We start from the raw sequence: 21,491 nt of genomic DNA, 5'->3' as shown, positions 1-21,491 counted from the left end.
TCATCGCTCTCCCGCCATCGCCGGTTGGTGAACGGGGCTATCGCGCTACGGCAAGGCGACACGCACGGTTCGCCTAATGCGGTTGGACAACCCTTTCGGGTTTGGGAATCCACAATGGCACCAGCATCGGCAAGAACATCAAGACCAGCACTACGCGAAACAGATGGTGCAGGCTGACAAAGGCGGCGTCGAGCCCAAGGGCAACCGAGATCAGGCTCATTTCCGGCAGCCCGCCGGGCACAAGCGCAAGCAGCCCGGCGGCGAAGGGAATTCCCAGCCATGTTCGGAACGCCAGCGCGAACAAGGCCGCAAATCCCAGATTGACGACCGTCAGCCCGCCCCCGACCATCAACCCCGCCAACACCTGGCGTATGGTGGTATTGGCGAAAAATTGCGCGACCGACGTGCCAATCACGATCTGGGCGACGATGACGAACAGTTGCGGCGGGCTACTGGCCGTAAGGCCGAAATAGTGGACGAGAGCCGACAGGAGCAACGGCCCGGTCAGATGCGCCCCCGGCAGTCTTATTTTGCGCCCACCCGTAATGCCAACGACAAGACAGGCACCAAGGATTGCGTAATCCCTGAGCGGCATGGGGAGTGTGAAATCGATGGCCCGGTTCATTGTGGTTGGGCCGTTGCCTGTTCCCACCCAGACAATGACCAGCGGAACGATGATGAGAATCACAGCGAGCCGCATGCCATGAACCAGCGATAGCGCCCGAACGTCGGCCCCATATGCAGGTCCCAGCACCAGAATTTCCGATAATCCGCCGGGAGCGGCGGAAAACGCGGCCGTTGGACGGTCAAGCCTGCCCAGCGTACGGCAGATGAACAGTCCGATAGCGGTTATGATAGCGCAATAGACAGCGACCCCGGCCAGCGAAAACGCCCATTCGCCAGCCCGGTTGATGATCGATGGGGTAAAGGCGGCACCCGCCATCAGGCCGATCAAGCCGATCATGACCGAGCGCAGTCCCCAATGTGTCGGCACTCGGATGCCCGCCATGGCGCACGGAATTGTCGATAGCATTGCTCCCACCAGCCAGCCGAGCGGAAAGTTCAGCAAATACCCGACGAGCCCGCCAAGGGCGCCAATAATCAAAGTGCGGGCGTAGAGAAAAATCTGGTGCATGGTCGCGTCGGCCCGGGCCAGGAGATGAGTGGCAATATGCTCGGACATTCACTGCCTACCAATCGGGCCGCCACTGACAATTGCCCAGCCGCGATTGGGCCATCGCCAGCCGGCAACGAACAGGATGGCCTTGCATACTGCCACGAGCTTATTGTATACAGGTGGATACAAAGAAGTGGAAATGACGAGTTCCGAACGTCGTGTCGAGATTCCACAGGGGCAGGACGCCTACCAGCGTCTGATTGCAGAAATTCGCGCCGGCACGCTCATGCCGGGCGACCGCCTGCTCGAAACCGAGCTCGCCTCACGGCTTGGGATTTCCCGGACCCCGGTACGCGAGGCCATACGACGCCTTGAGGCCGACGGATTGGTCAGTCACGTGCCCCGCTCGGGCGCAGCCGTTCGTAAGCTCGATTATTCCGAAGTGACGGAACTTTATGAAATGCGCGTGGTGCTCGAGACCACTGCGGCGCGGTTGGCGGCTCGAACCGCCTCGGAGGTCGAGCTTTCGGAAATGGAGGCGATCAATTCCGAAATGGGTGGAGCGCAAACCGACGGCGCGCGCCTTTACGAGCTTAACCGCCAGTTCCACCGCGTTATCTTTGATGCCGCGCGCAATCGATACCTCGGCCATTCGATGCGCGCTTTGCAAAAAACCATGCTCATTCTCGGCCCTTCCACCATGGAGGAAACCGGCCGCGCCGCGCAGGCGATCGATGAGCACGCCAATCTGCTCGAAGCGATGCGCAATCGCGACGAGGCAGGAGCCGAATCGGCGATGCGCGAACACATGCTCGCCGCACATCGCTCGCGCCTGCGCCAGTTTCGTGAACGACCCACCCAGGACGAGGAGGAATAGACAATGAGCGAGGCTGCCTCACGGGCCACGCTGACAGAGACACTATGGGACGTAATCGTGGTCGGAGGCGGCAATGCCGCCCTTTGTGCTTCGATCGAGGCAGCCGAAACCGGTGCCCGTGTCCTTTTGCTCGAAGGCGCTCCAAAACCCTATCGCGGCGGCAATTCGCGCCACACCCGCAACTTCCGCTGCATGCATCAGGGCCCATTGTCCGTTCTGACTGACGCCTATGAGGAAGACGAATATTTCAACGATCTGATGCTGGTCACCAGGGGCAAGACCGACGAGCACCTGGCCCGCATGGCCATACGCACCTCGGAAACCTGCCTGCCATGGATGGAAAAGCACGGCGTGCGCTTCCAGCCCTCGCTCTCGGGTACGCTTTCGCTCTCGCGCACCAATGCCTTTTTCCTCGGAGGCGGCAAAGCTCTGGTCAACGCCTATTACAACACGGCCGCCGATCTGGGCGTCACTATCCTCTACGAGGCGAAGGTCTCCCACATCACTATCGAAAACGACACGTTCGAATCGCTGCGCGTCACCATCGACGGCAAGGAGATCGAAATCGCGGGCAGGGCAGTGGTCCTGGCCTCCGGTGGGTTTCAGGCCGACCTCGAATGGCTGGCGCGCGCCTGGGGGCCGGCAGCCAGGAACTTCCTCATTCGCGGCACGCCCTATAATCGCGGCGAAGTGCTCAAGGACATGCTTGATACCGGTGCCCAGAGCGTTGGCGATCCCACCCAGTGTCACGCCGTCGCCATCGATGGCCGAGCCCCAAAATATGATGGGGGCATCGTCACGCGCCTCGATTGCGTGCCATTCTCGGTCGTCGTCAACAAGGACGGCCAGCGCTTCTACAACGAAGGCGAGGACGTTTGGCCCAAGCGTTACGCCATTTGGGGGCGGCTCGTCGCGGCCCAGCCCGAGCAAGTCGCCTACGCCCTGATCGACGCCAAAAGCTCAAATCTGTTCATGCCGTCAGTCTTCCCGGCCATTAAGGCCAATTCCATTGCAGAGCTCGCCCAGCAAATGGAGCTTCCGGTCGAGGCGGTCGAAAAGACCGTGGCCGAATTCAACGCCGCCTGCCGACCCGGCAAGTTCCATCCCACCGAACTCGATGGATTGGCCACCGAGGGCCTTGAACCCGCCAAAACCAACTGGGCCCGCCCGCTCGATACGCCGCCCTATTACGGCTATTCGCTCCGCCCGGGCGTTACCTTCACTTATCTCGGTCTCAAGGTCGACGACACGGCACGCGTCAGCGGCGCCAATGGCCGCTACGCCAATGTCTGGGCCGCCGGCGAAATCATGGCCGGTTCGATCCTCGGGCAGGGCTATCTCGCCGGTTTCGGCATGACCATCGGAACCGTCTTCGGACGCACAGCCGGCAAGGAGGCCGCCGCTCATGTCAATTGATGCTCTCGGAACGCTCTCGGACCGCACCGCCGTCGATTACGACACCGGCGCGGACGCGGCCATCAACGAGGCCCGCCGTCAACTCGAGATCTGCAACGCCTGCCGCTATTGCGAAGGCTATTGCTCGGTCTTTCCGGCTATGACCCTCCATCGCGCCTTTTCCGACGGCGAGGTGACCCAACTGGCCAATCTCTGTCACAACTGCCGTGGCTGCTACTACGCGTGCCAATACACCGAGCCCCACGAATTCGATCTCAATCTGCCGCGCGCCCTTGCCGAGGTTCGGGTCGAGAGCTGGGAAAAGTTCATCTGGCCCAACGGGCTGGCCACGCTTTTTCAGAAAAGCGGCATGGCATTGGCCGGCGCTTTGGCCGCCGGCATCGCCTTTATCCTCATGATCGCCTACGCTATTCGCCCCGAAAACGGAGAGGGCTTTTATGCTGTCATCTCCCACACCGTCATGGCCACGCTCTTCACCGTCACTTCGTTCCTGCCGCTTGCCCTGATCGCCATCGGCATCAGGCGCTACTGGCGCCATGTTGGCGGTGAGCGCGTCACCGTCAAGCATCTGCACGATGCACTGGTCGATGCCGGCAAGCTCAAGAATCTTTCGGGCGGCGCTGCCGAGGGCTGCAATTACGAAAACGAGGACCGCTATACGATGGCCCGCCGCTGGGCGCATCAGGGGGTAATGTGGGGGTTCGTGCTCTGCTTTGCCGCAACCGCGTCGGGCACCGTTCTCCATTATGTCTTCGGCATGGAAGCGCCTTACGGCCCGTTCTCGCTGCCCAAACTGTTCGGCGTTCCTGGCGGAATCCTGATGACCCTTGGCGGCATCGGGCTGATCGCCCTGAAACTGCGCGCCGAAAAGAACCTTGGCGCCCCGGCGGTGTGGGGCGGTGAAATGGCCTTCGTCGTGCTGCTCACGGCAACCGCGGCCACCGGCCTTGCGCTCTATTGGGCTACCGGCACTGCGGGCGTGCGCCCGCTGCTCATTGCCCATCTGGGAGCGGTGTTCGCTCTATACCTGACGCTTCCCTACACCAAGATGGTCCACGTTCCGTTCCGCCTCGCCGCTCTGGTCCGCGATGCCCAGACCAAACGGCCCTCACCGAGCAAGAGCATCGCAGCAAATCAGAGAGCGTGAGTGGCGACAATCTCGCCGCGCGCCTTGCCTGAGCAGTTTTCGTGCTGAACGATCAATACATCGGCGGCCGCCAGCGAGGATAAGTGCCCGCTGTCGGCCTGCCGGATCGGCTCGACCATCGTCCCGCGCTCTGCATCGCTCACCAGCCGCCCGCGCATGAAATGCCGGCGCGGTCCGTTGGGCGGCAGATCGTCGGCCAGCGGGAGAAAAAGCGGAGCGGGCAGGGCACCGCCCATCATCTTGAGCACCGCCGGCAAAACGAAAATCCGTGCTGTCACCAACGCCGAAACCGGATTGCCCGGCAGGCCGAACACGACCGTTTGGCCCTTCCGTCCGAACATGAGGGGCTTGCCCGGCCGCATGGCGATGCGCCAGAAGTCGATATCGACCCCATTGGCCTTGAGCATTTCCTGCACGAAATCGTGCTCGCCAACGCTGGCTCCACCCGTCGTCAGCAAAATATCGGGCTCATCGGCCAACGCGGACGCGAGCGCCTTGCCCAGAATTTCCTTGTCGTCGGCAATGATCCCCAGATCGCTCACCTGCGCGCCATGCCCGCCAAAGAACGCTCCCAGGCCGATCGAATTGGACGCGATAATCTGGTCGGGCCCGACCTCTCCCCCAGGCGCGACAAGCTCATCCCCGGTCGCCACAAGCGACAGACGCGGACGGATCGCGACGGTTACGTCCGCCGCATTGCCCGCCGCTGCCAGCGCAATCTTGCGCGGATCGAGCACATCTCCCACCCTGACCAGGACTTCACCCTTCGAAAAATCCTCGCCGCGAAACCGGATGCTGCGCCCCATGGCAACCTCATGGTCGAAAGTGATCGCATCGCCGTCGGCCCGCGTTTCTTCCTGCATGATGACAGCATCGGCTCCGGCAGGAACCGGCGCGCCTGTGAATATCCGCACGCACTGCCCTGACCCGACGGTCCCTTCAAATCCGGAACCCGCCTGCGAAACGCCGATCAATTTAAGCGCGGTGCCCGGTCGGACGTCCTCGGCCCGCACCGCGTAGCCATCCATGGCGCTGACATCGAAGGCCGGGTTGAACAGTTTCGCGCGTACGTCCTCGGCCAGCACGCGCCCGGCTGCTGCGGCGAGGGCAGCCCGCTCGTGCCTCAGCGGCCCCACGGCGCCAACAATTCGCTCCAGTGCTTCATCGACCGAGATCAACCCGGCACCCGTTTGAAATCTCCGGACTTGCCGCCGCTCTTCTCGATGAGCTGGATGCCCGAAATGGTCATGGATTTGTCCATCGCCTTGGCCATGTCGTAAAGCGTCAGCGCGGTGACCGACGCCGCGGTCAGCGCTTCCATCTCGACACCGGTGCGCCCCACGGTCTCGACCGTAGCCATAATCGAGATGGTGTCCGGGGCCTCACCGCGCTCGATCTCAACACCGATTTTGGTTACCGGGATGGGATGACAGAGCGGGATCAGCTCGGAGGTTTTCTTGGCCGCCATGATCCCGGCCACCCGCGCCACGGCAATGGCGTCGCCCTTCTTGAGCGTGCCGCCGAATATCGCCTCGACGATTTCGACCGTGGCATGCAATTCGGCGCCGGCTACGGCGCGCCGCACGGTTTCGTCCTTGCCCGATATATCGACGATCCGCGCCGCGCCCGTCTCGTCGAGATGGGTCAATTCGCGCGCCACCTCAGGCTCCCGTCAACAGTGTGTGGGTTGCCGCGGCCACATCGGCCTGCCGCATCAGGCTTTCTCCGACCAGAAAACAGCCAATGCCGGCCTCGGCCTCCAGATATTTGATGTCGTCATGGGTGAAGACGCCGCTTTCGGACACCAGAAGCTTGTCGTCCGGCACCAGTTTGGCCAGAGCGATTGTGGTTTCCAGCGTCACCTCGAAGGTGCGCAGATTGCGGTTGTTGATACCGATGAAATCGGCGCCCAGCGCCAGTGCGCGCTCGGTTTCCTCTGCATCATGGACTTCAACTAGCGCGTCCATACCCCATTCGGCAGCGCTGTCGAGCAGGGCCTTGGCGGCGACGTCATCGACCGATGCCATGATGATCAGAATGCAGTCCGCACCCCAGGCCCGCGCTTCGGCCACTTGATAGGGCTCGAACAGGAAATCCTTGCGCAGGGCCGGCAACGCCGTCGCGCCGCGCGCTGCGCCCAGGAAATCGGGGCGGCCCTGAAACGAGGGCGTGTCGGTCAGAACCGAAAGGCATGTCGCCCCGCCATCCTCATAGGCTTTGGCGAGGACCGGCGGATCGAAGTCGGGCCGGATCAGTCCCTTGGATGGACTGGCCTTTTTGACCTCGGCGATCAGCCCGTACTGCCCGGCAGCACGCCTGGCGCGCAATGCGGCGGCAAACCCGCGCGGGGCGTCTTGATCGTGCGCCACAGCCGTCAGCTCGGCCAGCGGAACAGCGGCTTTGGCGGCGGCGATTTCCTCACGCTTATAGGCTTCGATTTTGCGCAGAATATCGGTCATTGTGCCCCCGAAACGGCAACAAGCTTATCGAGTGTCGCCTTGGCCCTGCCGCTGTCGATAGCCTCAGCGCCCATCGCCACGCCCTCGGGCAGCGTTTGCGTCTTGTCGGCAACGATCAACGCTGCCGCCGCATTGAGCAGAACGATATCGCGATAGGGCCCCTTGGCGCCATCGAGCAGTTTGCGCAGTTCCCCGGCATTGTATTCAGGATCGCCTCCGACGATATCGTCGAGCCTGGCGCGCGGCAGTCCGGCGTCTTCGGGAGTGACCTCGAAGGATGTCAGATTGCCGTTCTTGATCTGCGAGACAAAGGATGGACCGGTCGTCGAAAGCTCGTCCAGTCCGCTGTCGCCGTGCACCACCCAGGCCGATTGCGCCTGATTGGCCAGCAGCGCGGCAGCCACCGGTTCCACCCACTCATTGTCGAACACGCCGAGCAGGTAGCGTTTGACGCCAGCCGGGTTCGACTGCGGTCCGAGAAGGTTGAACATCGTCCGCACGCCCATTTCGGCGCGGGTGGGGCCGACATGGCGCATGGCCGGGTGATGATTGGGGGCGAACATGAACCCGATGCCTGCCTCGCTGATGCAGGCCGAAATCTGCTCGGGCGTCAGCTCAAGGCTGATACCGAGCTTTTGCAGCGCTTCGGCCGAACCCGATTTCGACGACAGCGCCCTGTTGCCATGCTTAGCCACGGGCACTCCGGTAGCGGCCACCACGATGGACGCACCGGTCGAAATGTTGAGCGTTCCCGCTCCGTCCCCGCCCGTGCCCACGATATCGATGGCATCGTCGGGCGCCTGGACGGGCACCATCTTGTTGCGCATGATCGAAACGGCCGCGGCGATCTCGCCAACGGTTTCGCCTTTGACCCGCATGCCCATCAGGAACGCGCCGATCTGCGATGCCGTCGCTTCCCCGCTCATGATGATGTCCATCACCTGGCGCATTTCCGTGCCGGTCAGATCCTTGCCGTCGGCAATCCGGTTGAGCGCGCCCTTGATGTCCATATTCGTCCCTTCCTCTGGTGCGCATTGGGAGTAGCGCACCGCACGGACAGGAGCAAGTGGTCGTGCCAAACCCTCCGACGGCCAACGGCCTCGGCTTGCTGACTTTCTTGCCGGTCGCGCTTCCGAACCGAAAAACCGGTTCCCACTTTTTCTGGAAGCGCTCCAGACAGACGGCATGGGGCAATGAACGCTCCGCATGTATTTTTAGTATATGAAGCGATCATCGCCCCACGCATCCGGGGTTTTTGGCTTATGGCGGCGTCTCGGGCTGGGGTTTGTCGTCCGGGATATTGGCATTTTTAGTGGGTCGGTTGGCGAACCGGGAAACCGGTCCCCACTTTCCCTGCCAACCTCCCGTCGGTGCCCCTCTCCCTTTCAGGAGTGCGACGTGGAACGCCTGGTTCCTCGTCCGGCCATCCGTCCGCTTTGGGCCTTCCCTGCAGCGACCCGCATGGAACCCGGATCGGTCTCGCCGGAAGCTCGTATGCATCCTCGTCCCTGGCGACACCGTGAGGGGAGAATGGCACGAGTGTCTGGGGGCGGGGATAAGATTTTTCGCAGCGCTTCCACCTTCACCCGCGTCATCCTCGGGCTTGACCCGGGGATCTGCTGCGTCGAGGCAGCCGGTGAAGGGGTTGGGGACCGATGACGCGTCAAGGATCACCACTTCTGCCGCGCTTGCGGACGCCCTGCGGATCCCCGGGTCAAGCCCGAGGATGACGACGGGGGTGGGGATGGGTGGTAGTGAAAGGCCGCTTTGCCAGCTTGCTGTCAGCTAGAGCGCTTCCAGGATAAGTGGGCACCACTTGTCCGGTTCGGAAGCGCGACAAAACAAGGACTTAGAGCAATTGAAGCGATTCGAAGAAGCGCTGAAATGCTCTAGCGAGGCTCAGGCCGCCCGGTCTGTGTTGAAATCGCGAGCGATATTGAGAAAATTCTGCAGGATGGCGTGCCCGTTTTCCGACGAAATACTCTCGGGGTGGAACTGCACGCCGTGAACCGGCAGGCTGCGGTGCTGCAAACCCATGATTTGCCCGTCATCGGAACGCGCCGTTACCGTCAATTCGCCGGGAAGCGTTTCGTCGCGGACCACGAGCGAGTGATAGCGGGTAGCCTCGAACTGCTTGTTGAGCCCGCGAAACACACCACGCCCGTCATGGGTGATCGTGGAGACCTTGCCGTGCATCGGATGCGGTGCGCGCACGACGTCGCCGCCAAAAGCCTGCCCCATCGACTGCAGACCGAGGCAGACACCAAACAATGGAATTTCGCGCGCAAAACGCGCAATCAGCGGCAGGCAGATGCCCGCTTCGTTGGGTGTGCAGGGGCCGGGCGAAATAACGATGGCGTCGGGCGCTTTGTCTGCGATCTCATCGAGGGTGATCTTGTCGTTGCGCACCACGTCGACCTCCGCCCCCAACTCGCCGATATAATGGACGAGGTTGTAGGTGAAGCTGTCGTAATTATCGATCATCAGGATGCGCATCTACTGACCCACCTTGGCCTGGCCGGCATAGCGTAGCGCTTCCTCGGCGGCGCTGAAAAGCGCCTTCGCCTTGTTCTCGCATTCGAGCTGTTCGAGCTCGGGCTTTGAATCGGCGACAATCCCGGCCCCGGCCTGAACGTAGAGCTTGTTGTCCTTGAGGATCGCCGTGCGCAAAACGATACAGGTATCCATCCGCCCGTCGGCCCCGAAATAGCCAACGCACCCGGCATAAACCCCGCGCCGCGCCACTTCGAGCTCATCGATGATTTCCATGGCGCGAACTTTAGGGGCGCCGGAAACGGTGCCTGCGGGAAAGCCGGCGGCCAGGGCATCGATATTGTCGTATTTGGGATCGAGCCTGCCCACCACGTTGGAAACGATGTGCATGACGTGGGAGTAATATTCGAGGAAATATTTGTCGGTGACCCTCACCGTCCCGATCTGGGAGACGCGCCCCACATCGTTACGGCCCAGATCGAGCAGCATCAGGTGCTCGGACAATTCCTTGGGATCGGCCAGCAGTTCCTCGGCCATCTCCTTGTCCTGCTCAGGCGTCGCGCCGCGTTTGCGGGTTCCAGCGATCGGGCGGATCGTGACTTCCCCCTCATCGACCCGCACGAGAATTTCCGGGCTCGATCCAGCGACGGCGAAATCGCCGAAATCGAGGAAATACATGTAGGGCGAGGGGTTGGTGCGCCGCAGGGCCCGGTAGAGCGCGGTCGGCGGCAGCGTGAAATCGGCGGAGAACCGCTGGCTGAGCACCACCTGGAAAATGTCGCCGGCTGCTATGTAATCCTGCGCCCTGCGCACCATCGCAAAGTAATCCTCGCGCGAGGTGTTCGAGGTGATCTCGATCCTGGCGAGGTCGGGAATTTCGCTCATGCGGGGCAGGGGCTTTTCCAGCCGTAAGATCGCGTCCTCGATCCGCTCATTGGCCGCTTCGAAAGCCTGCCGGGCCGTGACGCCCTCGCGGGGATAGACAGGCGCGGTCAGGAACAACTCGTCCTTGAGCGTGTCGAACACGGCCAGCATCGAGGGGCGCATCATGATGGCGTCCGGCACCCCGATCGTATCGGGATTGGTGTCGGGCAGCACTTCCATGAACCGCACCATGTCGTAACCGAGATACCCGAACACGCCGGCCGAGTTGGCGGGCAGCTCCTTTGGCATGTCGATCTGGCTCTCGGCGATCAGCGATCGCAGCGCATCGAGGGGAAGCGCATCGTGGGGTATGTAGGTCTCGGGGGCCGTGGCAGCCGAGCGATTGATTTCCGCTACCCCGCCGCGCACCCGCCACAACAAATCGGGATCGAGCCCGATCATCGAGTAGCGCCCGCGCACCGCGCCGCCCTCGACCGATTCGAGCAGGAAGCTGTAGCGGCGTCCCTCCGCCAGTTTCAGATAGGTGCCGATCGGGGTTTCGAGGTCGGCCACGATGCGCTTATAGAGAACCTGTCCCTTACCCGCATCGTAGATTTCCGCGAAGGAAGTAAAGTCATAGCCGTCCGGCATGGCGAACCTATTCGAGCCCGATCACGCGATTGAGGGCTTCCTCGTTGATCCGGATTCCAACGTCGGAACGCAGTCCTTCGACGAAATTGGCGAAGATCAGATCGGGGAAGTCCACCTGCAAAGCATCGGCAACCTGCGACGGCGCGTCTTCGGTCGCCGGCGTCACGTCGGTCACCTGGAACACAACGACATCACCATCCTGGGTCGAAACGTAATTGGCATAGCCTTCGCCCCCCTGGAATGCGGCCTGGGCCACATCAGGGTCGACAGCGGCCCCGGCGCTGTTGCGCGAAAAGGGCGCTGAACTTTGGGGAATTTGGCCCCGTTCGGCAGCGACCGTGAAGATGTCGCTGCCGTCGTCGATGGCCGCGACGATATCCTCGGCGGTGCGTGTCATTTCCATATCGGTCTGCAAATCCTGCCACGCGGCAACCGCCTCGTCCCGCACTTCGTCGAGCGTCTGGTCGCGCGCCTCCTGCACTTCGGACAATTCGAAGAACACTGTACGATTCGAACCAAGGCTGATGGCCGGGGTCACCCGCGCATCGGGGGAGGCGGCAAATACAGCATCGGTGATGGTCTGGGTCGAACCCTGGGGAAGCGTTGCGATATCTGCAAGTTGCGCACCGTCCGCGGTTAGCTCCAGATCGTGGATTTCCAGCCCGTACTGCTCGGCGACGCCGGAGATCGGCTGGAAAGCGGCGCGGGCTTCTTCGATCTCGTCATAAACGTCAAAGAGCATGTCCTGCGCCTTGCGCGCTGCCAGCGACTGCTCGACCTGATCGCGCACGATCTCAAGCGGCTGCTGCCCGCCTTCTTCGATCGCACTCACCCAGATGACGCGATAACCATTGCTGCCTTCGAGCACGACATAGCCACTCTGCTCGAGCCCGAACGCGGCCTGCGCCAGATTGGCGTCGGTGATCTGGCTCTGAGCCAGCGTCCCAAGCGAAGCGACGTCGGTCTGCAAACCTGCTTCGGAAACCACGCTCGCAAAGCTTGCGCCACTCTCGGCGCCATCGATGAACGGCTGAGCGGCCGCTTCATCGGGCAGAACCAGCTGGCTGATGGCCCGGCGCTCGGGCGCAATGAACTGCCCGGAAATCCGCTCGTATTCAGCGGCAATTTCTTCCTCGGTGACTTCGATGCCCTGCGCCAGCGCATCGACAGTCAAGGGCAGAAGACTCACCGAGCGGGTTTCGACGGTGCGGAACCGGCTCTGGTTTTCAGTAAAGAATTGCTGCAATTCCTCGTCCGTCGGCTCCTCGGTCACCGAAAACAGCACCGGGTTGAGCTCGACATATTCAATGGTGCGCTGATCGCCGTCGTAGGAGCGCGCAATATCGAGCGCGACCTGGGGAACGCTGGCGCCCGTAAAGATCGACCCGATCTGCTCGCGAGCCGCCGCACGGCGCTGGAGGTTCAGATACTCGGTCTCGGTGTAGCCGGATTGACGCAACATGGAAACGAATTCGCTCGCGTCGAAAAGGCCAAGCGCACCGGCGAAATTGGGATCCTGCCGCACAAGTTCGGCCAGCTTGGCATCCGAAGCGCCAAGCTCGAGGTCGTTGGCAAGAATTTCGATTGAGGCGTCATTGGCCAACCGCGCAATGGCCGAATTGGGAATTCCAAAGCTGACCGCCTGTTGCGCACTCGGTGCCATGCCCGTCTGCGCCGCGAACTGGTTGACCTGAGTGCGATAGACCCGATCGAAATCACGCACTGAAATGTTCTGGTCCCCGACCCGGGCGACGGTATTGGCGTTGAGGTCGAGAAAAACGCTCGGAATGCCGAAACCGGCGACCGCGATGATCAAAATACCCAGGAAGACTTTGGCGACCCAGCTGCGGCCGAAATTGCGAAGATTGTCGAGCATTTAGTACCGATCGGTTGAAGGCGAACTCTAGCCTATTGTCGTAGGCGCACCCTATGGCATTAAGAGCGCGCGCATAATAGACAGGGTCCATCGGGCCCTGCAAGCCGCACTCAGGACGCCCGGTTAAGCCATTCTCCGTGTGCGTGCAAGGTGTTGTTGGGGTAAGCATGCAGGAGCGATTGCGGCCATTGATTGCCGGAAACTGGAAGATGAACGGAACCGGCGCTGCGCTCGAACAGATAGCGCGGCTCAGGACCCTTCTCGAAGAAGCCGGTAATATCGATAGTGAGGTTCTGGTTTGCCCACCGGCGACGCTGCTGCATCGGGCGGCGCAGGGGGCAGAGGGCAGTCCGATCCGCATCGGTGGCCAGGACTGCCACACAAGCCCGAGCGGCGCCCACACCGGCGACGTAAGCGCATCCATGCTGCTGGACGCCGGGGCCTCTCACGTTATCGTGGGCCACTCCGAACGCCGGGCCGACCATGGCGAAACCAGCGAAACCGTGAGGGCAAAGGCCGTCGCCGCACTTTCTGCTGGCCTTGCCCCGATCATTTGCGTTGGGGAGACCGAGGCAGAGCGGCTCGCCGGGGAGGCGAATCAGGTGGTTGGCGAGCAGCTTGGATTTTCGCTGCCCGACGCCTTCGGGGAAACCACCATCATCGTTGCCTATGAGCCGGTCTGGGCGATCGGCACCGGCCGGACGCCAACCATCGAAGATATTGCCCAGATGCATGCGCATATGCGCGCACTGTTGGTTGCGCGCTTCGGGGATACGGGGGCAAGGGCATTGCTGCTCTATGGCGGCTCGGTCAAGCCTTCCAACGCCGAGGAAATCTTGCGGACACCCGACGTCAACGGCGCGTTGGTCGGCGGCGCGAGCCTTCTGGCGGATGACTTCTTTTCCGTCATTGTGGCCGCCTGAAATCTGAAGCGGAAACTGTCGCTGCGGAGGGCTGGCCAATACCGATCTTTGCGTGTAGAACGCCCGCCAACGCGATGCCTGTGCAGAGCCTTGCCTGGCGGCCAGACGGTCGGGGCAGGGCTTGAGCCGTTAAGCCTTTCGGGGCAGGAACGAACCACGCGCTTATTAAAGATATTGCGTTGCCGGGGTTCGCTTCCCATATGTCCCGGCTTGAGCGCGAGAGCATTTGAAGGACGAACCGTTAAATGGCCACAGTACTCATTGTCGCCTATCTGTTGATCGTGATCGCCATGATCGTGGTGATCCTGCTCCAGCGCTCCGAAGGCGGCGGCCTTGGGATGGGCGGAGGCGGCGGCGGCAATTTCATGTCCTCGCGTGGCTCGGCCAACCTGCTGACCCGCACGACGGCCATTCTCGGCACCCTGTTCATGGTCACGGCCATCGGCCTTACCATCATCAGCCAGACCGATCGCAGTTCCACCTCGATCCTCGATCAGGCCGCCCAGAATGCGGATGGCAGCCCGGCGACCGTTCTTGATGCTCTGGATGCCCTGGGCACCGAAAACGACGATCTGGCCGTTCCTTCCCAGCCCGCTACCACCAATGACGATCTGGTTGTGCCGGCATTGCCTGAAGAAACCGCTCCCGCGGAGACCGGCGAGCCGGAGGCGGCCGAACAATCTCAAGCTATCGATCCGGGCGCGTCGATGATGTCGACGATGCCTGAGGAGCCTGCTGCCGAAGAGACATCGGCGGCGGAAACGGCGCCCAACTAGCGACGCCGGAATAAGATACGAAGAACGGGGATGGAAACATCCCCTTCTTTTTTGTGTGGGCGCGATCATTTTCGCGCTTCGAATCGAAAGCGGCTTATGTAAGGTAAAATTCCATGGCTCGGTACGTTTTCATCACCGGTGGCGTGGTCTCCTCGCTCGGAAAAGGTCTTGCTTCGGCGGCGCTTGGCGCCGTGTTGCAGGCGCGTGGATACAAGGTTCGGCTGCGTAAGCTCGATCCCTATCTCAATGTCGATCCCGGCACGATGTCGCCCTATCAGCACGGCGAGGTGTTCGTGACCGACGACGGGGCGGAAACCGACCTCGATCTGGGCCATTACGAGCGCTTCACGGGGCGGTCGGCCAACCAGCAGGACAACGTGACGACGGGCAGGATCTATTCCGATATCCTGGCCAAGGAGCGGCGCGGCGACTATCTCGGCGCAACCGTCCAGGTGATCCCGCACGTCACAGACGAAATCAAATCCTTCGTCACCTCCGACAATGACGATTTCGATTTCGTCCTGTGCGAAATCGGCGGGACCGTCGGCGATATCGAGGCGATGCCGTTCCTCGAAGCCATACGTCAGCTCGGCAACGAACTGCCGCGCGGCGATGCCGTGTTCGTGCATCTGACGCTGATGCCGTTTATTCCCAGCGCTGGCGAACTCAAGACCAAGCCGACCCAGCACTCGGTCAAGGAACTGCGCTCGATCGGCATCCAGCCCGATGTATTGCTGGTGCGCTGCGACCGGCCGATTCCCGAGAGCGAGAAGCGCAAGCTCTCACTGTTCTGCAACGTGCGTCCGTCGGCGGTCATCCAGGCGCTCGATGTCGCCTCGATCTACGACGTGCCGATCGCCTATCATGAAGAGGGCCTGGACGACGAAGTGTTGGCCGCTTTCGGAATCAAGGACGCCCCGGCACCCGAACTCGACGGGTGGCGCGAGATTTCGCGCCGCGTCCACGAGCCCGAAGGCACTGTCAATATTGCCATCGTCGGCAAGTACACCGGCCTCAAGGATGCCTATAAGTCGCTTTCCGAAGCGCTGGCGCATGGCGGCATCGCCAACAACGTCAAGGTCAACCTCGAATGGATCGAGTCCGAGGTTTTCGAGCGCGACGATCCCGCGCCCTATCTCGAAGGCATTCATGGCATTCTGGTGCCCGGTGGCTTCGGCGAACGCGGTTCTGAAGGCAAGATCAATGCGGCGCGCTTCGCCCGTATCCGCGACGTTCCCTATTTCGGGATCTGCTTCGGCATGCAGATGGCCTGCATCGAAGCGGCTCGCAACACCGCCCACATTCCCAAGGCGTCCTCGACCGAATTCGGCCCGACCAAGGAGGCGGTCGTGGGCCTGATGACCGAGTGGGTCAAGGACAACGAAAAACGCGCCGGGTCCGACAAGGACCTCGGCGGCACCATGCGCCTGGGCGCGTACCCCGCCCAATTGGTGCGCGGCAGCCGCGTGGCCGACATCTATGGCACCAACAGGATTTCCGAGCGTCACCGTCACCGCTACGAAGTCAACATGACCTATCGCAAGGTGCTGGAGGCCAACGGTCTTCTGTTTTCCGGACTTTCGCCGGACGGAACGTTGCCCGAAATCGTCGAACGCACCGACCACCCCTGGTTCATCGGCGTTCAATACCACCCCGAACTCAAGTCCCGGCCGTTCGAGCCACATCCGCTGTTTCGCTCATTCATTGCGGCGGCGGTCGACCAAAGCCGGCTGGTCTAGGGGAGCGGGGCAATGGCCGAGATCGTCAATCTCCGGCAAGCCCGCAAGCATAAGTCGCGCGCTGAAAAAGAGCGCGCGGCAGACACCAATCGGGCCAAATTCGGTCGCACCAAGGCCGAGCGGCACAAGGCCGAAAAACAGGCTGAGCTCGAGGCGAAACACCTCGATCTTCACAAACGTCAATCGAAAGACGACACCTAGGAACCCGATCCGTCCAGGGACGTTGTGCACGCGCATAACAAAAGACCCCAAAACGGAGGTTGCTCATGCCCACTGCATCCGGACACACGACCGCCATACGCGCAACACGCGCCGTTGGCACCGATGTCTACAATCTCGATGGCAAACGGATCGGCAAGGTCGAGGACATCGTTCTCGACAAGGCCGATAATTCCATCATGTTCGCCGTTGTCGGTTTCGGCGGCTTCCTTGGAATGGGTGAGAAATATCACGCCCTTCCCTGGGCAACGCTCGATTACGATCAGGATCAGGAGGGCTATGTCGTGCCCTTCACCCGCGACGAGCTCGAAGCCGGCCCCGCCGACACCATCACCGAATTGACCAAGGATGATGGGCTCCATGCCCGCCAGGAAGCCTATTCCTACTACAAGGTCGATCCATACTGGCATTAGCTTTCGATAATATAAGCAATGGCCTATACGGCCCGATGCAGTGTCATCGGGCCGTATTATTTTTGCGCCAAGCCCTTCCTAAGCCGGGCCGCCTTTATTAGAAGGGCTGCAACCGGCATCTCCCATGAAACGAAGGGCGCTTATATGTCTGCAATTGTTGACGTCATTGGCCGTCAGATCTTTGACAGCCGCGGCAATCCGACCGTCGAAGTCGACGTGGTTCTCGACGACGGCAGCTTCGGCCGCGCCGCGGTGCCTTCCGGCGCTTCGACGGGTGCCCATGAAGCGGTCGAGTTGCGCGATGGCGGTGAGGCTTATCTGGGCAAGGGCGTGCTCGATGCCGTCGATAACGTCAACACCCTGATCGCCAACGAAATCGAGGACATGGACGCTCTCGACCAGATCGGCATCGATCAGGCTATGATCGAACTCGATGGCACCCCCAACAAGGCCAAGCTGGGCGCCAACGCCATTCTCGGCGTGTCGCTGGCCGTGGCCCGCGCTGCCGCCGAATCGAGCGCTCTGCCGCTCTGGCGCTATGTGGGCGGCCCGAATGCGCGCCTGCTGCCCGTGCCCATGATGAACATCATTAACGGCGGTGAGCACGCCGACAACCCGATCGATATCCAGGAATTCATGATCATGCCCGTCGGGGCGGATTCGATTGCCGACGCCGTGCGGATCGGTTCGGAGATCTTCCATACCCTCAAAAAGGGTCTGGCCGCCGAAGGACACAACACCAATGTGGGCGACGAGGGCGGCTTTGCTCCCAATCTCTCGTCGACCGAGGACGCGTTGGGCTTCATCATGAAGTCCATAGAAAAGGCCGGATATGCCCCGGGCGAAGATGTTTATCTCGCCCTCGATTGCGCCTCGACCGAGTTCTTCAAGGATGGCAGCTACAATCTCAAGGGCGAGGGCAAGACCCTCGGTTCGGACGAGATGGTCCGCTACCTCCAGGATTTGACCAATCGGTTCCCGATCATTTCCATCGAAGACGGGATGGCCGAGGACGATTGGGATGGCTGGAAGGCCCTGACCGAAGCCATCGGATCCAAGGTGCAGCTGGTCGGCGACGATCTGTTCGTCACAAATACCGAGCGCCTCAATTCGGGCATCCGGATGGGCGTCGCCAACTCGATTCTCGTCAAGGTGAACCAGATCGGCTCCCTGTCGGAAACCCTGGAAGCCGTCGAGACCGCGCACAAGGCGTCCTATACCTCGGTCATGTCGCACCGCTCGGGTGAGACCGAGGACTCAACCATCGCCGACCTTGCCGTCGCGCTCAATTGCGGGCAGATCAAGACCGGCTCGCTGGCCCGCTCCGACCGGCTGGCCAAGTACAATCAGTTGATCCGCATAGAGGAATTTCTCGGCACGTCCGCCCGCTACGCCGGCCGTTCCATCCTCAAGGGTTAGCAAATAGGGCAGGGGCGCTTCGGCGCCCCCTTCTTTTGGGCGCGACCCAAGAGGGCGGTGGAAACCAGTCTTTAAGCATAGCCATGCGATAAGCAGGGGGTCACTTCCTGCGTATCGTTCTTATCCATGCCCACCCGCGTCAAACGCCCATCAATCCTCGTCAAGCTCGGCATCACCGCCGGGTTGCTCGCATTTCAGGGATATCTGGGCTATCATGTGGTGACCGGGACGTTTGGCATCGAGAGCCAGCGGGAAATGCTTGGTGAGATCACGGTGCTGGAAGCCCGGCAGGCGGCGCTCGAAACCGAGATCGAATCCTACGAGCATCGGATCGCGCTGTTCAATCCTCGGCGGCTCGACCCCGACATCCTGACCGAGCGCGCCCGTGCGTTGCTTGGACTCGTGCACCCGGACGATATCATCATCGTCCCTGAAGACAGAAGTTAATTCGATTTCAGTTAAACTAAGAAATTAACCGAAATTCGATTTACCTAATTTATCCCCGAAAAAACAAGCGGATACGTGTTGGCTTGGCTATGGCACAACGCTTGGCGGCTGGTATCGTTCGGGCTATTGTGCATCAATGCATTCAGCATCCCGTCCAGCCCCGATAACGGGCGGCGGCAGCGATCAGGTTCTTTCCGGAGATATCGCATGGCGCGTAAAGCGACGGCCGCCAAGGCCAAATCCAATGCCCCCGAATTCACCAAGGACGAGGAACTCCACGCTTTCCGCGAAATGCTGCTCATCAGGCGCTTTGAAGAAAAAGCCGGTCAGATGTACGGCATGGGGCTGATCGGCGGGTTCTGTCACCTTTATATCGGCCAGGAAGCTGTCGTCACCGGCATCACCATGGCATCCAAGAAGGGCGAAGACGCCCAGATCACCGGCTATCGCGACCACGGCCACATGCTGGTCATGGGACTGGACCCCAAGGGCGTGATGGCCGAGTTGACCGGCCGCAAGGGGGGGTTGTCCAAGGGCAAGGGCGGCTCGATGCACATGTTCTCCAACGAACATCGCTTTTACGGCGGCAACGGCATCGTGGGCGCGCAGGCCTCGCTCGGCACCGGTCTCGCCTTCGCCTCGAAATATCGCGGCGACGGATCGGTTTCAATCACCTATTTCGGTGACGGCGCCGCCAATCAGGGCCAGGTCTATGAGAGCTTCAATATGGCCAAGCTCTGGAAGCTGCCGGTTGTCTATGTGATCGAAAACAACAAATACGCCATGGGGACATCGGTCGAACGTTCCGCCTCGACCACCGATCTGTCCCAGCGCGGCGTGTCGTTTGGCATCCAAGGTGAACAGGTCGACGGCATGGACGTTCGCATGGTCAAGGAAGCTGCCGAGCGGGCCATCGAGCATGCGCGCTCCGGCAAGGGGCCATACATCCTCGAAATGCTGACCTACCGCTATCGCGGCCACTCCATGTCCGATCCGGCAAAGTATCGCTCCAAGGACGAAGTGACCACCATGCGGTCCGAGCGCGACCCTATCGAGCAGGTCAGAAAGCGCATTCTCGAGCAGAAATTCGCCAGCGAGGACGAACTCAAGGATATCGAAAAGGATATTCGCGCCATCGTCACCGAAGCGGCCGATTTCGCAACCAACGATCCCGAGCCCGATCCGTCCGAGCTCTATACCGACATCACAGTATAAGCGCCGGCAGGGAGACCTCACGATATGCCAACCGATATTCTTATGCCCGCGCTCTCGCCCACCATGGAAGAGGGCACCCTTGCCAAGTGGATCGTCAAGGAAGGCGACAAGGTCGGCCCCGGCGACGTCCTGGCCGAGATCGAGACCGACAAGGCGACCATGGAAGTCGAAGCCGTCGATGAAGGCGTGATCGGCAAGATTTTCGTTGCCGAAGGCACCGAAGGGGTCAAGGTCAACACACCGATCGCCGCGCTGTTGGGCGAGGGCGAAAGCGCCGACGATGTCCCCACACCCGAAATCTCGGCCGACGAGCCAAAAGAATCCGAAAAGCCCGGCCCCGATACCGAGGTGGCCGAAAAATCCGAGCCGACGACAAAGGCCAAGGACGCGCCCGCCGCGCCACAGTTCAAGCCGCAGGACGACCCCGATATCCCCGACGATGTCGAAATGGTCACCATCACGGTTCGCGAAGCCCTGCGCGACGCCATGGCCGAGGAAATGCGGGCCGACAAGGACGTCTTCGTCATGGGCGAGGAAGTGGCCGAATATCAGGGCGCCTATAAGGTGACCCAGGGCCTGCTGCAGGAGTTCGGGGCCGAGCGTGTTATCGATACCCCGATCACCGAGCACGGCTTTGCCGGGCTGGGCGTTGGCGCCGCATTTGCGGGCCTCAAACCCATAATCGAATTCATGACCTGGAATTTCGGCATGCAAGCCATCGACCAGATCATCAACTCGGCCGCCAAGCAGCTCTACATGTCGGGCGGGCAGGTGACGGCCCCCATGGTGTTCCGCGGCCCCAATGGTGTCGCTTCGCGAGTCGGCGCCCAGCACAGCCAGGACTATTCGGCCTGGTACAGCCACGTTCCGGGCCTCACCGTTATCGCACCTTATACCGCTGCCGATGCCAAGGGGCTCCTCAAGGCAGCCATTCGATCACCCAATCCAGTGGTCTTCCTTGAGAACGAACTTCTCTATGGCACCAGCGGCGAAGTGCCCAAGATGGACGATTTCGTTTTGCCCATCGGCAAGGCACGCGTTGCGCGCGAAGGCAAGGACGTGACCATCGTCTCCTTCTCGATGGGGATGCGCTATGCCACCCAGGCGACCGAAAAGCTCGTTGCCGCGGGCGTCGACGTGGAACTGATCGACCTTCGCACCCTGCGTCCGCTCGATATCGATACGGTGATCGAATCGGTCAAAAAGACCGGCCGCGTGGTGACCGTGGAAGAAGGCTGGCCGCAGGGCGGCATCGGTTCTGAAATCTCTGCCCGTCTCATGGAGCGCGCCTTCGACTATCTCGATGCGCCCGTCACCCGCGTGACCGGCAAGGACGTGCCCATGCCCTATGCGGCGAACCTTGAAAAGCTGGCCCTGCCGAGCGTCGACGAGGTCATCGCCGCGGTCAACGCCGTCACCTACCGCAGCTAAGGGAGGCTC

The 21,491-nt window shown here is 61.4% G+C and carries 20 protein-coding genes; 12 read left to right on the top strand and 8 right to left on the bottom strand.

Annotation, left to right across the window (positions count from 1 at the left end):
- Nucleotides 1-73: 73 nt before the first annotated feature.
- Nucleotides 74-1,183, bottom strand: a complete 1,110-nt coding sequence (locus ACP148_RS08280) for an AbrB family transcriptional regulator (protein WP_425033375.1) — start codon at nucleotides 1,181-1,183, stop codon at nucleotides 74-76.
- A 133-nt stretch (nucleotides 1,184-1,316) separates the two neighbouring features.
- Here ACP148_RS08280 and ACP148_RS08275 point away from each other — a divergent pair, with 133 nt between their 5' ends.
- Genes ACP148_RS08275 through tcuB form a run of 3 tightly spaced genes read left to right on the top strand, consistent with a single transcriptional unit; the run spans nucleotide 1,317 to nucleotide 4,557 of the window.
- Nucleotides 1,317-1,994 (top strand): GntR family transcriptional regulator, encoded by a 678-nt coding sequence (locus ACP148_RS08275; RefSeq protein WP_421950452.1) that lies wholly within the window; start codon nucleotides 1,317-1,319, stop codon nucleotides 1,992-1,994.
- Between the two features lie 3 nt (nucleotides 1,995-1,997).
- Complete coding sequence (gene tcuA / locus ACP148_RS08270; protein ID WP_421950451.1) at nucleotides 1,998-3,410, top strand: FAD-dependent tricarballylate dehydrogenase TcuA; 1,413 nt, start codon at nucleotides 1,998-2,000, stop codon at nucleotides 3,408-3,410.
- Nucleotides 3,400-4,557: a tricarballylate utilization 4Fe-4S protein TcuB gene (tcuB, locus tag ACP148_RS08265; protein WP_421950450.1), complete on the top strand. Its 1,158-nt coding sequence runs from the start codon at nucleotides 3,400-3,402 to the stop codon at nucleotides 4,555-4,557. Before tcuA ends, tcuB begins: the two co-directional genes overlap by 11 nt.
- On the opposite strand, the gene glp is transcribed toward tcuB, so the two are convergent.
- The 7 genes from glp to ACP148_RS08230 form a co-directional block, all read right to left on the bottom strand.
- Nucleotides 4,545-5,735, bottom strand: coding sequence for a gephyrin-like molybdotransferase Glp (glp, locus tag ACP148_RS08260; protein WP_421950449.1), 1,191 nt, complete (start codon nucleotides 5,733-5,735; stop codon nucleotides 4,545-4,547). The two genes, tcuB and glp, sit on opposite strands and share 13 nt — an antisense overlap.
- The gene (gene moaC / locus ACP148_RS08255; protein WP_421950448.1) at nucleotides 5,732-6,217 is read right to left on the bottom strand and encodes a cyclic pyranopterin monophosphate synthase MoaC; all 486 of its coding nucleotides are present in this window, start codon (nucleotides 6,215-6,217) and stop codon (nucleotides 5,732-5,734) included. Before moaC ends, glp begins: the two co-directional genes overlap by 4 nt.
- A 1-nt stretch (nucleotide 6,218) precedes the next feature.
- Nucleotides 6,219-7,016, bottom strand: a complete 798-nt coding sequence (gene trpC, locus ACP148_RS08250; RefSeq protein WP_421950447.1) for an indole-3-glycerol phosphate synthase TrpC — start codon at nucleotides 7,014-7,016, stop codon at nucleotides 6,219-6,221.
- Nucleotides 7,013-8,026, bottom strand: coding sequence for an anthranilate phosphoribosyltransferase (trpD, locus tag ACP148_RS08245; protein WP_421950446.1), 1,014 nt, complete (start codon nucleotides 8,024-8,026; stop codon nucleotides 7,013-7,015). The genes trpC and trpD overlap by 4 nt, the downstream gene beginning before the upstream one ends.
- Before the next feature lie 889 nt (nucleotides 8,027-8,915).
- On the bottom strand, nucleotides 8,916-9,512 hold the full coding sequence (locus ACP148_RS08240) for an anthranilate synthase component II (RefSeq protein WP_421950445.1): 597 nt from the start codon (nucleotides 9,510-9,512) through the stop codon (nucleotides 8,916-8,918).
- Nucleotides 9,513-11,024, bottom strand: coding sequence for an anthranilate synthase component I (trpE, locus tag ACP148_RS08235; RefSeq protein WP_421950444.1), 1,512 nt, complete (start codon nucleotides 11,022-11,024; stop codon nucleotides 9,513-9,515). It lies immediately after the preceding gene.
- Between the two features lie 7 nt (nucleotides 11,025-11,031).
- Nucleotides 11,032-12,900 carry a SurA N-terminal domain-containing protein gene (locus ACP148_RS08230; RefSeq protein ID WP_421950443.1) on the bottom strand — a complete coding sequence of 623 codons (1,869 nt, stop codon included), beginning with the start codon at nucleotides 12,898-12,900 and terminating at the stop codon, nucleotides 11,032-11,034.
- A gap of 167 nt (nucleotides 12,901-13,067) precedes the next feature.
- Here ACP148_RS08230 and tpiA point away from each other — a divergent pair, with 167 nt between their 5' ends.
- The 9 genes from tpiA to ACP148_RS08185 all read left to right on the top strand — a co-directional run bounded on the left by tpiA (nucleotide 13,068) and on the right by ACP148_RS08185 (nucleotide 21,482).
- Nucleotides 13,068-13,823, top strand: a complete 756-nt coding sequence (gene tpiA, locus ACP148_RS08225; RefSeq protein ID WP_421950442.1) for a triose-phosphate isomerase — start codon at nucleotides 13,068-13,070, stop codon at nucleotides 13,821-13,823.
- A gap of 245 nt (nucleotides 13,824-14,068) precedes the next feature.
- Nucleotides 14,069-14,599, top strand: a complete 531-nt coding sequence (gene secG, locus ACP148_RS08220; protein WP_421950441.1) for a preprotein translocase subunit SecG — start codon at nucleotides 14,069-14,071, stop codon at nucleotides 14,597-14,599.
- Nucleotides 14,600-14,712: 113 nt separating this feature from the next.
- Nucleotides 14,713-16,338: a CTP synthase gene (locus ACP148_RS08215; RefSeq protein WP_421950440.1), complete on the top strand. Its 1,626-nt coding sequence runs from the start codon at nucleotides 14,713-14,715 to the stop codon at nucleotides 16,336-16,338.
- Between the two features lie 12 nt (nucleotides 16,339-16,350).
- Nucleotides 16,351-16,539, top strand: a complete 189-nt coding sequence (locus ACP148_RS08210; protein ID WP_421950439.1) for a DUF4169 family protein — start codon at nucleotides 16,351-16,353, stop codon at nucleotides 16,537-16,539.
- Between the two features lie 65 nt (nucleotides 16,540-16,604).
- The gene (locus ACP148_RS08205) at nucleotides 16,605-16,970 is read left to right on the top strand and encodes a PRC-barrel domain-containing protein (RefSeq protein WP_421950438.1); all 366 of its coding nucleotides are present in this window, start codon (nucleotides 16,605-16,607) and stop codon (nucleotides 16,968-16,970) included.
- A gap of 144 nt (nucleotides 16,971-17,114) precedes the next feature.
- A complete protein-coding gene (gene eno / locus ACP148_RS08200) occupies nucleotides 17,115-18,389 on the top strand; it encodes a phosphopyruvate hydratase (protein ID WP_421950437.1) in 1,275 nt (424 codons plus the stop codon).
- 126 nt (nucleotides 18,390-18,515) lie between these two features.
- Nucleotides 18,516-18,836: an FtsB family cell division protein gene (locus tag ACP148_RS08195; RefSeq protein WP_421950436.1), complete on the top strand. Its 321-nt coding sequence runs from the start codon at nucleotides 18,516-18,518 to the stop codon at nucleotides 18,834-18,836.
- 207 nt (nucleotides 18,837-19,043) lie between these two features.
- Nucleotides 19,044-20,051: a pyruvate dehydrogenase (acetyl-transferring) E1 component subunit alpha gene (gene pdhA, locus ACP148_RS08190; protein ID WP_264224266.1), complete on the top strand. Its 1,008-nt coding sequence runs from the start codon at nucleotides 19,044-19,046 to the stop codon at nucleotides 20,049-20,051.
- Between the two features lie 24 nt (nucleotides 20,052-20,075).
- Entirely contained in the window at nucleotides 20,076-21,482 is a 1,407-nt protein-coding gene (locus tag ACP148_RS08185; protein ID WP_421950435.1) for a pyruvate dehydrogenase complex E1 component subunit beta, read from the top strand.
- Nucleotides 21,483-21,491: the final 9 nt, after the last annotated feature.

This window comes from Pelagibacterium sp., assembly GCF_965249125.1.
Classification (GTDB): Bacteria; Pseudomonadota; Alphaproteobacteria; order Rhizobiales; family Devosiaceae; genus Pelagibacterium.
The sequence above is the reverse complement of the archived record's forward strand: the minus strand, read 5'-3'. Positions and strand labels throughout refer to the sequence as shown.

Coding starts and splice junctions, on each gene's coding strand:
- ACP148_RS08195 (WP_421950436.1), top strand. CDS start 18,516: ATGCCCACCCGCGTCAAACGCCCATCAATCCTCGTCAAGCTCGGCATC.
- ACP148_RS08280 (WP_425033375.1), bottom strand. CDS start 1,183: ATGTCCGAGCATATTGCCACTCATCTCCTGGCCCGGGCCGACGCGACC.
- trpE (WP_421950444.1), bottom strand. CDS start 11,024: ATGCCGGACGGCTATGACTTTACTTCCTTCGCGGAAATCTACGATGCG.
- secG (WP_421950441.1), top strand. CDS start 14,069: ATGGCCACAGTACTCATTGTCGCCTATCTGTTGATCGTGATCGCCATG.
- ACP148_RS08210 (WP_421950439.1), top strand. CDS start 16,351: ATGGCCGAGATCGTCAATCTCCGGCAAGCCCGCAAGCATAAGTCGCGC.
- ACP148_RS08240 (WP_421950445.1), bottom strand. CDS start 9,512: ATGCGCATCCTGATGATCGATAATTACGACAGCTTCACCTACAACCTC.
- tpiA (WP_421950442.1), top strand. CDS start 13,068: ATGCAGGAGCGATTGCGGCCATTGATTGCCGGAAACTGGAAGATGAAC.
- ACP148_RS08230 (WP_421950443.1), bottom strand. CDS start 12,900: ATGCTCGACAATCTTCGCAATTTCGGCCGCAGCTGGGTCGCCAAAGTC.
- ACP148_RS08185 (WP_421950435.1), top strand. CDS start 20,076: ATGCCAACCGATATTCTTATGCCCGCGCTCTCGCCCACCATGGAAGAG.
- pdhA (WP_264224266.1), top strand. CDS start 19,044: ATGGCGCGTAAAGCGACGGCCGCCAAGGCCAAATCCAATGCCCCCGAA.
- eno (WP_421950437.1), top strand. CDS start 17,115: ATGTCTGCAATTGTTGACGTCATTGGCCGTCAGATCTTTGACAGCCGC.
- trpD (WP_421950446.1), bottom strand. CDS start 8,026: ATGGACATCAAGGGCGCGCTCAACCGGATTGCCGACGGCAAGGATCTG.
- tcuA (WP_421950451.1), top strand. CDS start 1,998: ATGAGCGAGGCTGCCTCACGGGCCACGCTGACAGAGACACTATGGGAC.
- ACP148_RS08275 (WP_421950452.1), top strand. CDS start 1,317: ATGACGAGTTCCGAACGTCGTGTCGAGATTCCACAGGGGCAGGACGCC.
- ACP148_RS08215 (WP_421950440.1), top strand. CDS start 14,713: ATGGCTCGGTACGTTTTCATCACCGGTGGCGTGGTCTCCTCGCTCGGA.
- trpC (WP_421950447.1), bottom strand. CDS start 7,016: ATGACCGATATTCTGCGCAAAATCGAAGCCTATAAGCGTGAGGAAATC.
- tcuB (WP_421950450.1), top strand. CDS start 3,400: ATGTCAATTGATGCTCTCGGAACGCTCTCGGACCGCACCGCCGTCGAT.
- ACP148_RS08205 (WP_421950438.1), top strand. CDS start 16,605: ATGCCCACTGCATCCGGACACACGACCGCCATACGCGCAACACGCGCC.